This window comes from Roseateles sp. P5_E8 (assembly GCF_054177665.1).
This window is the reverse complement of record NZ_JBGCUM010000093.1, coordinates 1-11,716: the sequence shown is the minus strand read 5'-3', so window position 1 is coordinate 11,716 and position 11,716 is coordinate 1. Positions and strand designations below refer to the sequence as shown.

Genomic DNA, 11,716 nt, shown 5'->3' with positions numbered 1-11,716 from the left:
GCGCTGTGGCGCCAGCTGGCCGCGCGCCGCCAGACCCTGCCGGGCGAGGCCGAGCTGCAGCCGCTGCTGGTCTGGCTGGACGACGCTGCCGGCGCGCCCGGCCTGTTCACACCCGAGGGTGATCAGTTCAGCGCGCTGCCCGCCACGCAGCTCAAGGCCTTGCTTCAGGACGCCCTGCCCCACCCCGGCGTGCCGCACAACCTGCTGGGCCTGAAGTGCCACGCGCTGTGGTGCGCCGACCTGGACGCCGCCCAGGCCCGCCACGGCAGCGCCGCGCTGCGCCGCCTGCACCTGGCGGCCGGTGCGCAGGCGCAGGACTTCAGCCTCGCCGCCACCGCCTTCGGCCTGTTCGCCCGGCCGCTTCGCATGATGCGCGAGGCGGTGCTGGAAGGCGGCCTCGCGCTGCCCGGCCCGCTTGTCTACCAGGTGATGTGCGGCCTGAACCGCAGCACCAACACCCGCTGGGAACTCTAGGAGCCCCGTCATGACCGACCCCCAAGCCCATGCCAACGACTGGTTCGCGCTGCACATCTTCCTGTCCGATGCCGCCGCCGCCGACCGCTTCCTGCTCGACTGGGTCACGCCCCAGGTACGCAGCCTGATAGGCAGCGGCGGCGCCACCGGTTGGTTCTTCCTGCGCTACTGGGAGGGCGGCCCTCACCTGCGGCTGCGCCTGCGCGCCCTGTCGCCGGCGGGCCGCGAGCAGTTGCTGGCCGACGCCCGCGCCGCCGTGCCCGGCTATCTGAGCGCACAGCCGCCGACACGCGAGGCCTACTACCGCAACCACTTCTTCGACGGCCAACCGCTGGACCTCGCGCACCTGCCGTGGTTCGACGAAGGCAGCGTGCAGGTGATGCCCTACGAGCCCGAATGGCGCCGCTACGGCGGGGCGGCGGGCCTGCCAGTCAACGAGGGCCTGTTCGACCTCGGCAGCACGCTGGCGCTGAGCCTGGTGCGGGCCAGCCCCGGCGATGTGTCGCGCCGCCTGCAGCTGGCGGCCAGCCTGATGCCCTTGTTCGCGCAGGCCTGGCAGCCCGACCTGGCGGGCGTGGCGCGCTTCCTGGACGACTACGTGGCCTACTGGACGATGAGCTCGGCCGAGGTCAAGGCCTTCAGTGCGCCGGCCACACAAGCCCCGGCACCGACGACCGAGCAGTGCCAGCGCCTGGCGCAGCAGCTGCAAGGCGCGCGCGATGGCGCCACGTCACGCAGCCCGGCCGCGTTGCTGATGGCGGGGCTGGATGCCGCAGTGGCGCAATGGGACATCCAGCGTTACCAGGGCCTGCTGATCTCGCCCATCACCAATGCCCCAGTGGCCGACGAGGCCCAGCACCGGCTGGCGCTGCAAGCCATGCTGGCGTCGCAGCTGCACATGCTCAACAACCGCCTGGGCCTGGCGCCGCTGCAGGAGGTGGCATTGGCACGCAGCCTGGCCCGCACCGCGCATGCCCTTGCGCGCGAGGCCGCCCCCCAACCCCTGGCCGCGTGAGCCCGAAGGAGCCGTCATGAAAGAACTCTGGGTCGTCCTCGAACAGCTGCGCCACCAGCGGCTGCACACCTTCATCCTGCTGGCCAGCATCGCGCTGACCTTTGCGGCCTACGCCGTGCTGGGCTCGCTGCGCTATTCGCTGGACAGCGGCGAGGAGTCGGTCTCCGGCCAGCGCCTCATCATCACGCCGCAGTCGGGCCTGATGGCGCAGCTGCCCGTCGGGCAGAAGGCGCGCATCGAGGCGCTGCCGGGCGTGGCCATGGTGGGCCACGCGACCTGGCTGGGCGCCTACTACCAGGACCAACGCCAGATGCAGATGGTGTTCGCGGTGCAGCCCCAGGCCTGGCTGGCCCAACACCCCGACATGATCGTCGCACCCGGCGTGGCCGAGGCCTTCTACGCGCAGCGCGACGGCATCCTCGTGAGCCGCGGCCTGGCCGACCGCTACGGCTGGAAGGTGGGCGACGTGGTGCCGCTCGGCAGCATCCTGTTCCAGCCGCCGGCCGGCGAGCCCGCCTGGCGGCTGCGCGTGGCGGGCACCTTCACCAGCGCCGACAGCGGCGGCGGCCGCAACTTCATCCTGATGCACTACGACACCCTCAACGAGGCACGCTCGCTGTGGCGCGACACGGTGGGCTCGTTCATGGTGACGGCCAAGCCCGGCGTCTCCGTGCAAGCCCTGGCCAACGAGATCGACGCGGCCTTTGCCACCACGTCGGACCCCACCAACAGCAACACCGATCAGGCCTTCCACAGCGAGTTCTTCGCCCAGTTCGGCAACGTCACCTTCATGATCAAGGCGGTCATCGCCGCGGCCTTCGGCTCGCTCATGCTGGTGGTGGGCAGCACGCTGGCGCTGGCGGTGCGCCAGGGCACGCGGGACATCGGCGTGCTCAAGGTGCTGGGCTGGTCGCACGCCCGCGTGCTGCGCCTGGTGTTCTGGCGCTCCGGCGCGCTGGTGTGGATAGGCTCGGTGATCGGCATCGGCGCAGGCGCGCTGTTCAACCTGCTGGTGACACGCCGGCTCTCGCAGTTCATGCCCGACGTGGTGCTGCCCTGGGCGGTGGTGGGCGAGGCCGCGCTGATCGCGGCGGTGGTGAGCCTGCTGACGGGCCTGATCCCCGCGCTGCTGGCCCTGCGCATCCGCCCGCTGCAGGCTTTGACAGTCGACAACGGTTGAGCCCCAGCGCAACCTCACGGCCATGAACACCAAGCTCTCCTCCCCCTGGCGCCAATGGCCGCCGCTGATGCAGGTCTCGCTGGCGAGCCTGTGGCGCAACAAGTGGGCCAGCGCCACGGTGGCGCTGTGCGTGATGCTGGTCGTGCTGGTGCTGCTGGGCTTCCTGGCGATGGCCGACGGCTACCAGCGCAGCCAGCGCAATACCGGCTCCACCGAGGTGGCTGTGATGCTGGCCGAAGAGGCCACCAGCGAGCCCGGCAGCCGCCTGACGCGCGAGCAGGTGTCGCTGCTGTCGGCCGGGCCGGGCATCGCCCAGCGCGACGGCCAGCCGCAGGTGTCGGCCGAGTTCAGCATGACGGTGGCGGTGGCGCGCGGCGAGCGCGGCCGCCAGAACTTCAACCTGCGCGGCATGGACGCACAAGGCCTGGCACTGCGTGCGGGACTGCAGATCGTGCAGGGGCGCCTGTTCACGCCGGGGCGCAACGAGATCGTCATCGGCCGCCGCCTGGCCGTGCAGGGCGATGAGCTCAACGTGGGCCGCACGGTGCGCCTGGCTGGGCGCGACTGGCAGGTGGTGGGGCTGTACGCGCTGGACGCCGCGCTGTTCGAGACCGAGGCCTGGGCCGATGTCGGCGCGGTGCAGGCGGCCTACGGGCGCCAGGGGCAGTTCCAGTCGCTGCGCGCCCAGCTCGCCGGCCCAGATACCGATGCCAGCCTGGCCGCCCTGCAGCAGCACGCCGCGCAGGACAGCCGGCTCAAGCTGAGCGTGCAGACCGAGCGGCAGTTCTTCGAGCAGCAGGCCGCGGGCACGCACAACCTGCTGGTCTACCTCGGCTGGCCGCTGGCGGCGGTGCTCGCGGTGGGCACGGTGGCGGGCACGCTGAACACCTTGTCGATCACCGTGCATGCGCGCCGGCACAGCTTGCGCGTGCTCAACCTGCTGGGTTACAGCAGCCGCGTGGTGGCGCTGTGCGTGCTGGCGGAGGCGCTGATCCTGTCGGCCCTGGGCGCGCTGTGCGGCGCGGTCATCGGCTGGCTGGCCTTCAACGGCGTTCAGGGCGTGACTGTGGGCGCCGGTTTCTCCAGCGTGCATTTCGATTGGCAGCTGGACGCCGGCAGTGTGCTGGCGGCCCTGCTTCTGGCGCTGGCCGTGGGGGCCCTGGGTGGGCTGCTGCCGGCCTGGCGCGTGTTGAACAGCCGTCAAGGAGCCGCGTCATGAGCGCCCCAACCCTTTCCCTCGATGCCGGCGCCGAGCGCCGCGCGCAACTGATGGCCACGCTGCGCCTGTCGCACCATGGGCAGGCCGGCGCCGAAGCAGCTTCGCCTGCACCTGCGGTGAGCGCACCCGCGCCACGCAGTCGCCGCATGCCGGCCTGGGCCGTGGCCGCGCTGGGTCTTCAAACGGTCGCCCTGGCCGTGCTGCTGGCCACCGGCAGTCAGCGCGACCTGAGCGTGCCCGGCCTGCCGGTCGCGCAGGCCACCACCGCGCCGGCTCCCACCACCGCGCCGCTGCGCCCGGCCCCAGCGGGCGTGCGCTTCGAGGCCTCGGGCTTCGTGGCCGCCACGCGCACGGCGACGGTCTCGGCGCGCACGCTGGGCCAGGTGTCCGAGGTGCTGGCCGACGAGGGCACGCTGGTCAAGCGCGGCCAGGTGCTGGCGCGCATGGCCGACCAGCAGGCCCGCACTGAATTCGGCCTGGCTCAGGCCCAACTCGCCGCCGCGCGGGCCCGCCAGGGTGCGGCACAGGCCCAGCTGCACGAGGCACAACGCGACCTGGACCGCGAGCAATCGCTGCGCGACCAGAACTTCACCAGCGAGTCGCGCCTCAGCAAGAGCCGCACGGCGCTGGAGGTGGCACAGAGCAACCTCGCCAGCGCCAAGGCCGACGCCGCCCTAGGCGAACTTCAGGTACAGCGCCAGGCCCAGGCGCTGGACGACTACACCGTGCGCGCGCCCTTCGACGGCGTCATCCTGGCGCGCAACGCCCAGGTCGGCGAGATCGTCGCCCCCGGTGGCGCCGGCGGCGGCTACACCCGCACCGGCATCTACACCATCGTCGACATGCGCTCGCTGGAACTGGTGGTGGACGTCAACGAAGACCTGCTCAGCAAGGTCGAGCCCGGCCGCAAGGTCAGCGCCGAGCTGTACTCGCACAAGGGCTGGCAGATCGCGGGCGAGGTGCTGCGCGTGATGCCCAACGCCGACCGTGCCAAGTCCACCGTGCGGGTGCGCATCAAGCTGCTGGACGCCGACCCGCGCATCCTGCCCGACATGGCCGTCAAGGTCCTGTTCCTCTGAGTGACTGCCAAGGAAACGCCATGAGCACCGCACCCGCCCTGTTCTCGCTGCAAGGCGTCGTCAAGCGCTACCAGCGCGGCGACGACGTCGTCTCCATCTTCAACCACCTCGACCTGGACATCCACGCCGGCGACTTCCTCGCCATGATGGGTCCGTCCGGCTCGGGCAAGAGCACCTTGCTCAACCTGCTGGGCGGCATCGACCGCGCCGACGCCGGGCGCATCCTGTTCCGCGGCCAGGCGCTGGAGGCGATGAGCGAAGCCCAGCTCTCGCAATGGCGCGCCGCGAACGCGGCCTTCATCTTCCAGCAGTACAACCTGCTGCCGATGCTGAGCGTGGCACGCAATGTCGAGCTGACCTTGATGCTGACGGCCATGTCGTCCGCCCAGCGGCGCGAGAAGGTGGCCGCTGCGATGGAACTGGTGGGCCTGCCCAGCCAGGCCGCCCGGCTGCCCTCGCAGCTCTCGGGCGGCCAGCAGCAGCGCGTGGCCATCGCGCGGGCCATCGTATCGGACACGGAAATCATCCTGTGCGACGAACCCACCGGCAACCTCGACCGGCACACCTCCGACGAGGTGCTGCAGATCCTGTCGCTGCTCAACCGCGAGCTGGGCAAGACCATCGTCATGGTCACCCACGACCCGCAGGCCGCCGCCGTGGCGTCGCGCCGCATGCATCTGGACAAGGGCCAATTCCTGGCCCTGCCCGACACCGCCGCCAACGCCGCTCGCGTGGCGCCCGAGAGCGCGGCTCTGGCCGCTTGAGGGACTGCGGCGTCACCAACGAGCGCCTCACGCTCGCTTGAACCGCATCCGGCCGTTGGGCGCGCCCCAGAGGCTGGCAAAGCCCGCGCCGTCATCGCGCGGGTCTTCCTGTCACCACCAACAGCGACGGGCTCATCCCGAGCGCGCCAGCACCACAGCTCGCCGACGATAGCCACCGCGACCTGGCTGGCCCGGGTTTTCGTGTGGCCCCGTCCAAGGCAGAGGAGTGCAGCGATGGATTGGCAAGCAGCGGATTTGCTGGATGGAATTGCGGCCCAGGCGACGCCCGAGGCCTGCTTCGTGATCATTGCCGATCACGCGGCGGACATCGGCTTCGAGTTCTGCACCCATGGCATGCGCCTGCCGGTGCCGATCACCAAGCCGCGCACCACCATGCACAGCAACTACCCCTCCGCCTGGCTGCAGCGCTATCACGAGCAGGGCTATATGGAGAGCGACCCAACGGTCGCGCATGGCATGCGCTCCTCGTCGCCGGTGATCTGGAACGATGCGTTCTTCGCCAGCACGCCGCAGATGTGGTCCGAGGCCCAAAGCCACGGCCTGCGCCACGGCTGGGCGCAGTCGCGGCGCGACCCCGAAGGCACCTACAGCATGCTCATCATGGCCCGCTCCGAAGGGCCGTTGACCGATGCCGAGCTGGCCCGGCTGACGCCACGCATGCAGTGGCTGGTGCACACCGGCCACGAGGCGATGAAGGCCAGCGGCCAGGACCCGGCCCGCGACCAGGCCACGGCCGAGTTGACCGACCGTGAGATCGACGTGCTGCGCTGGACGGCCGAAGGCAAGACGTCCGCCGAGGTGGCGGACATCCTGAACATCTCGGAGCGCACCATCAACTTCCACATCAACAGCGTGGTGGCCAAGCTGGGGGCGTGCAACAAGACCAGCGCGGCGGTGCGCGCGGCGATGCTGGGCCTGCTCTGGTAGAGCGTTAGAGCGTTGTCCGGGCTCAGTGCCGTGAGTCGGGCGGCATCGTCAGCGCCAGGTCCAGGCTCTCGGCGATCACCCGCTCCCAGCTCGCGCGCGTCATCAGCCGGGCCACGCACAACCGGGTGCATTCGACGCCCAGGTCTTCACCCTCAGAGTCGACGACGCGCAGGTTGGTGCGCAGGCTGCTCCACTGCGCTTGCAGGCGCTGGGTCTCGGGGCTGTAAGTCCAGTCCCAGCTGAAGCTCAAGGCCGGCTGGCGGTTGGCACTGGCCCATTCCGTGTAGCCGGACACGGTGCCAGCTTTGACACCGGGGGCCAGTGGGTTGCCGTCCAGCTCCGAGTACAGGTGGACATGCTGCAACTCGAGCAAGTCCTCAGTGCGCAGGCGGATCAGCGGATCAATCATCGTGGAAGGCGTTGAAGCAAACATGGCTGTCACCGATGGGTTCTCGGTCGGAGCACTCGACGCGCAGCATAGCCGCGCGAATCAGGCCCCCATCTGGGGCGGCTCCGGGCCGAAGGTCAAGGGGCGGAGTCAGTGAATGGTGGTGGGTGAACAGTCGGCGCTGACCGGGGCCAGCGCCTCAGGCCGCGCGGCGACACCCAGCTGCTCGAATGCCAGGGCCTGCAACTCTTGCAGCACATGCAGGCCTTCGCCGCGTGCCGCGCGAACCGGAGCCTCCTGGGCCAGGGCCGCTTCTTCGATGCGGGCCAGTGCGGCAATGGAGGCGTCGCTCACCGCGATGACAAAGGCGATCACCGGCTTGCCGCCGCACATCTCCGGCGGGCCCAGACGCTGGCACTCGACACCGGCGCGCTGCAGCAGTCGCTCCACCGGCGGCGTCGACACGGCCAGCAGATGGGTCACGCCACGCTGAGCGCAGAACCGCAGGGCCTGCAACAGCACGCGCTCGGCCATGTAGTCGGGCGCGGTGGATGCTTCAGTGCCGCTCACCGGCATGGCGGCAAAGCGCGACAGCTCCCAGATCTGCGGGCTGCGCGGCGTCGGCAGGCCGTTCAGCAGGCGCGGGAAGACTTGTTCGAGCAGGTAGGGGCCGGTGGTGGGCAGCAGGCGGCCGCAGCCGACGATGCCGCCGTCGAGCCGGCGAGCCACCACATGAACGGTTTCGGCGTGATCGAATTGGTCCTGCTCGTAGCCGGGCTGCGAGGGCAGCTCCCAGCCCAGGCGCTGAACGAACACCTCGTAGCGGTAAGCAGCGAGCGAGTCATAGAGGGCCTGGGGAATTTCTGCGGCGGGTGCACAAACGAAATTCATTTGGGTGGCTCCGTGGATCAGCGCGAATTGCGTGGAACGGATGTTTGTCCAACGGGCCTGAACGCCCAACTGTCAAAGTCTGCAATTCGGCTCGCCGACAGGGGGTACCTGTCAAATCCTGCAATCGGCTTGCGGCCTGTCAGAACTAGCAGTAGAGCCGCCCGGCGGGCGTTCCTAGACTGCTTCGCAAGCGGGCATGGGGCCCGACGATTCGGAGCCAAGCATGATCATTTCCAGAACCCAGACCTTCCTCGCGACCGTCCTGTTAGCAAGCGGCGGCCTGGCCCACGGCGCGGAGGCCAGCGCGGAGTTCGTCGTCATGGGCGCCAACAGCAGCCAGGGCACGATGCGCGCGATGCTGTGCGCCGAGAACGAGCGCTTCCCCAACGGCTGCAAGCTGACGGCGCGCGTGCCGGCGCGCGTGGAGGGCACCAGCCTCGTCTTTGGCAAGCTGCCGCCCGGCCGCTACGCCTTCTCGGTGGTACACGACGAAGACAACTCGGGGCGCCTGGGCGTCTCCACTGTCAGCGGCAAACCCAAGGGCATAGGCTTCAGCAACAACGTCACCGGGCCTGGTGGCGTACCGACCTTCAATCTGGCGGCGGTGAACGTCAAGGATGGGGCGTTCAAGCAGGTGGTCACGCTGCGCGGGTTTGGCATGCGGCGCTGATGCGTGGGCGCCATGAAAAAGACCCTCAAGTCGTTCAACGGCTTGAGGGTCTTGATGCTTCGCGAGCCGTGGTGACTCGGAGATTTGGTGCCGGCTATCGGATTCGAACTGATGACCTACCGCTTACAAGGCGGTTGCTCTACCAACTGAGCTAAGCCGGCGAAAACAGAGGAAGGATTCTAGACCGTCACTTCACCCGCTTGAGCGAAGGCCGCGGGCCACTGCTCGGTGCGTCGGGGGGCGTGTCGTCGCCCTCGTCGTCACTGGCTTCGCTCGCGAGACGCAAGCCGCTGCGACGCGGCTCGGCAGGCGCCGTGGCGATCGGTGTCGACGGCACGCCTTCGGCCGGGGCCTCGGGCGCCGGAAAGGCCATGCCCTGACCGTTCTCGCGCGCGTAGATCGCGACGACATGATCCACCGGCACGACGATCTCCCGCGCAACGCCGCCGAAGCGAGCCTTGAACTGGATGAATTCGTTGCCGAGGTCCAGCCCGCTGGTCGCGTCGAAGCCGACGTTCAGCACGATCTCGTTGTTGGACACGTACTCTATTGGCACCTGCACCGAACGGTCGACATGGACCGCGATGTAGGGCGTGAAGCCGTTGTCCGTGCACCAGTCGTGCAGAGCGCGGATCAGGTAGGGGCGGGTGGGCGTGCCATTGCCCGCGCCACCAGGGGCCGGGGTCTGGTCCATCAGCGGCGCATGACCTTTTCGGACGGCGTCAGCGCCTCGATGTAGGCCGGGCGGCTGAAGATGCGCTCGGCGTACTTGAGCAGCGGCAGCGCGTTCTTGGACATGTCGATGCCGTAGTAGTCCAGGCGCCACAGCAGCGGGGCGATGGCCACGTCGAGCATCGAGAAGTCGTCGCCCAGCATGTACTTGTTCTTCAGGAAGATCGGCGCGAGCTGGGTCAGGCGGTCGCGGATCTGCGAGCGGGCCTTTTCGAGCTGCTTGTCGGTCGCCTTGGTCGTCGTGCCGCGGCCTTCGAGGATGTTCACGTGGGCGAACAGTTCCTTCTCGAAGTTCAGCAGGAACAGGCGCACGCGCGCGCGGGCCACCGGGTCGCCGGGCATCAGCTGCGGGTGCGGGAAGCGCTCGTCGATGTACTCGTTGATGATGTGCGATTCGTACAGGATGAGGTCACGCTCAACAAGGATGGGCACCTCGTTGTACGGGTTCATCAGGGCGATGTCTTCAGGCTTCGCGAACAGGTCAACGTCACGGATTTCGAAGTCCATGCCTTTCTCGAACAGCACGAAGCGGCAGCGGTGCGAGTAGGGGTCGGTGGTGCCGGAGTAAAGGACCATCATGGCTTGGGCTCCCGAGGGGTCAGTCAATCAAAAAAGCGCAGCGGTGGAGCCGCGCTGAAAAGCAAACGCAGTGGGTGGCCGTAGCGCGCCCCACTGCGTGGTTCGGCACCGCCGTGAGGCGGCACCGGGACTTGGCTATTACTTCACGTCCTTCCAGTACGAGGCGTTGAGGCGCCAGGCAAAGATGGTCAGGAAGCCGAGGAAGATCAGCACGATGACGCCGAGCTGGAAGCGCTGCGCCTGTGCCGGCTCGCCCATCCATTGCAGGTAGGCGACCAGGTCGGCCGTGGCCTCGTCGTACTGGCGCTCGTTCAGCGTGCCAGGCGTCAGTTGCTCGTAACCGGCGAAGACATGGATCTTCTTGGCATGGTCATGCGGGTCCGCGACCTCTTCGAACTTGGCGGCGCGCTGGCCTTGCAGTTCCCACATCACATGCGGCATCGCGACGCTGGGGAAGGCCAGGTTGTTCCAGCCCGTCGCCTTGGTGTCGTCGCGGTAGAAGTTCCGCATGTAGGTGTAGAGGTAGTCAGCCCCCGAACCCTTGGCGCCGTCGGCGCGCGAGCGGGCGATGACGGTCAGGTCGGGCGGGTTGGCGCCGAAGAAGGCCTTGGCGTCCTTCGCGTCCAGGCTGACCTTCATGGTCTCGCCGACCTTGTCGGCCGCGAACAGCAGGTTGTTCTTGATGTCGGCTTCGGTCAGGCCGATGTCGCGCATGCGGTTATAGCGCATGTAGGCGGCCGAGTGGCAGTTCAGGCAGTAGTTGACGAACAGCTTGGCGCCGTTCTGCAACGCTGCCATGTCCGACATCTTTTCCTTGGGGAACTTGTCCCATTCGATGCCGCCGCCGGAGGCGTGCGCGGCACCGGCCAGGCTCAACGAAGCCAGCAGGATGGCGATCAGCTTTTTCATAGGTGTTCTTGCTCCGTGGCTCAATCAGTGGGCCTGGAAGGTCACACGGTCGGGCACGGGCTTGGGCGTACCCAGGCGGCTCCACCACGGCATCAGCAGGAAGAAGCCGAAGTAGAACAAGGTGCCCACCTGCGCCACCAGGGTGCCGATGTCGCTCGGCGGCTGGATGCCCAGGTAGCCCAGCCACACGAAGAACACCACGAACACGGTGTACAGAACCTTGTGCCAGTCCGGGCGGTAGCGGATGGACTTCACCGGGCTGTGATCGAACCAGGGCAGGAAGAACAGGATGACGACCGCGCCACCCATGACGACCACGCCCCAGAACTTCGCGTCGAAGACCTTGAGCAGGAAGATCGCCACGGCGGCCAGCACCAGCAAGGCCACCTTGGCCGTGCTACCGAACTTGCCCTTCAGGAAGCTCACGACGGCGGCAAGGCCGATCAACACGCACAGCACGTTGACCATGGTGTCGGTCGTCGCGCGCAGCATCGAGTAGTAAGGCGTGAAGTACCAGACCGGGGCGATGTGCGCCGGCGTCTTCAGCGGGTCGGCCGGGATGAAGTTGTTGTACTCCAGGAAGTAGCCGCCCATCTCAGGCGCGAAGAACAGGATGGCTGTGAAGACCATCAGGAACAGGCAGACGCCGTAGAGGTCGTGCACCGTGTAGAACGGGTGGAAGGGCACGCCGTCCAGCGGCTTGCCACTCGCGTCCTTGGGGCCCTTCTTGATCTCGACGCCGTCCGGGTTGTTCGAACCCACATCGTGCAGCGCCAGCAAGTGGGCGACCACCAGGCCCAGCAGCACCAGCGGCACGGCGATGACGTGAAAGCTGAAGAAGCGGTTCAGCGTCGCGTCGCCGACGACA

At 68.3% G+C, this 11,716-nt stretch carries 14 protein-coding genes and 1 tRNA gene; 8 read left to right on the top strand and 7 right to left on the bottom strand.

The window, feature by feature from the left end; genetic code table 11:
- The 7 genes from ACXRVZ_RS26730 to ACXRVZ_RS26700 all read left to right on the top strand — a co-directional run.
- Positions 1–474, top strand: a 474-nt coding sequence (locus ACXRVZ_RS26730; RefSeq protein ID WP_458233054.1) for a hypothetical protein, incomplete at its 5' end; no start/stop codon positions are given.
- A gap of 10 nt (positions 475–484) precedes the next feature.
- Positions 485–1,489: a lantibiotic dehydratase C-terminal domain-containing protein gene (locus ACXRVZ_RS26725; RefSeq protein ID WP_457421456.1), complete on the top strand. Its 1,005-nt coding sequence runs from the start codon at positions 485–487 to the stop codon at positions 1,487–1,489.
- Positions 1,490–1,505: 16 nt separating this feature from the next.
- Positions 1,506–2,669, top strand: coding sequence for an ABC transporter permease (locus ACXRVZ_RS26720; protein WP_457421454.1), 1,164 nt, complete (start codon positions 1,506–1,508; stop codon positions 2,667–2,669).
- Positions 2,670–2,691: 22 nt separating this feature from the next.
- Positions 2,692–3,888 (top strand): ABC transporter permease, encoded by a 1,197-nt coding sequence (locus ACXRVZ_RS26715; protein ID WP_457421452.1) that lies wholly within the window; start codon positions 2,692–2,694, stop codon positions 3,886–3,888.
- A complete protein-coding gene (locus tag ACXRVZ_RS26710) occupies positions 3,885–4,967 on the top strand; it encodes an efflux RND transporter periplasmic adaptor subunit (RefSeq protein WP_457421450.1) in 1,083 nt (360 codons plus the stop codon). Before ACXRVZ_RS26715 ends, ACXRVZ_RS26710 begins: the two co-directional genes overlap by 4 nt.
- Before the next feature lie 20 nt (positions 4,968–4,987).
- Complete coding sequence (locus ACXRVZ_RS26705) at positions 4,988–5,731, top strand: ABC transporter ATP-binding protein (protein WP_457421448.1); 744 nt, start codon at positions 4,988–4,990, stop codon at positions 5,729–5,731.
- Positions 5,732–5,965: 234 nt separating this feature from the next.
- Positions 5,966–6,679 (top strand): autoinducer binding domain-containing protein, encoded by a 714-nt coding sequence (locus ACXRVZ_RS26700; RefSeq protein WP_457421446.1) that lies wholly within the window; start codon positions 5,966–5,968, stop codon positions 6,677–6,679.
- Between the two features lie 22 nt (positions 6,680–6,701).
- On the opposite strand, the gene ACXRVZ_RS26695 is transcribed toward ACXRVZ_RS26700, so the two are convergent.
- Entirely contained in the window at positions 6,702–7,112 is a 411-nt protein-coding gene (locus tag ACXRVZ_RS26695) for a DUF4902 domain-containing protein (protein ID WP_458233053.1), read from the bottom strand.
- Between the two features lie 105 nt (positions 7,113–7,217).
- Positions 7,218–7,958: an acyl-homoserine-lactone synthase gene (locus ACXRVZ_RS26690; RefSeq protein WP_457421442.1), complete on the bottom strand. Its 741-nt coding sequence runs from the start codon at positions 7,956–7,958 to the stop codon at positions 7,218–7,220.
- Positions 7,959–8,181: 223 nt separating this feature from the next.
- Between ACXRVZ_RS26690 and ACXRVZ_RS26685 the strand changes: the two genes are divergently transcribed.
- Positions 8,182–8,628: a DUF2141 domain-containing protein gene (locus ACXRVZ_RS26685; protein ID WP_457421440.1), complete on the top strand. Its 447-nt coding sequence runs from the start codon at positions 8,182–8,184 to the stop codon at positions 8,626–8,628.
- A gap of 85 nt (positions 8,629–8,713) precedes the next feature.
- Here ACXRVZ_RS26685 and ACXRVZ_RS26680 read toward each other — a convergent pair.
- The 5 genes from ACXRVZ_RS26680 to ACXRVZ_RS26660 form a co-directional block, all read right to left on the bottom strand.
- Positions 8,714–8,789, bottom strand: a tRNA-Thr gene (locus tag ACXRVZ_RS26680).
- A 26-nt stretch (positions 8,790–8,815) separates the two neighbouring features.
- Entirely contained in the window at positions 8,816–9,322 is a 507-nt protein-coding gene (locus ACXRVZ_RS26675; RefSeq protein WP_457421438.1) for a ClpXP protease specificity-enhancing factor, read from the bottom strand.
- The gene (locus tag ACXRVZ_RS26670; RefSeq protein WP_056192820.1) at positions 9,322–9,939 is read right to left on the bottom strand and encodes a glutathione S-transferase N-terminal domain-containing protein; all 618 of its coding nucleotides are present in this window, start codon (positions 9,937–9,939) and stop codon (positions 9,322–9,324) included. Before ACXRVZ_RS26670 ends, ACXRVZ_RS26675 begins: the two co-directional genes overlap by 1 nt.
- Before the next feature lie 138 nt (positions 9,940–10,077).
- Positions 10,078–10,848 carry a cytochrome c1 gene (locus ACXRVZ_RS26665; protein WP_457421436.1) on the bottom strand — a complete coding sequence of 257 codons (771 nt, stop codon included), beginning with the start codon at positions 10,846–10,848 and terminating at the stop codon, positions 10,078–10,080.
- Between the two features lie 24 nt (positions 10,849–10,872).
- Positions 10,873–11,716, bottom strand: an 844-nt coding sequence (locus tag ACXRVZ_RS26660; protein WP_458233052.1) for a cytochrome b N-terminal domain-containing protein, incomplete at its 5' end; no start/stop codon positions are given.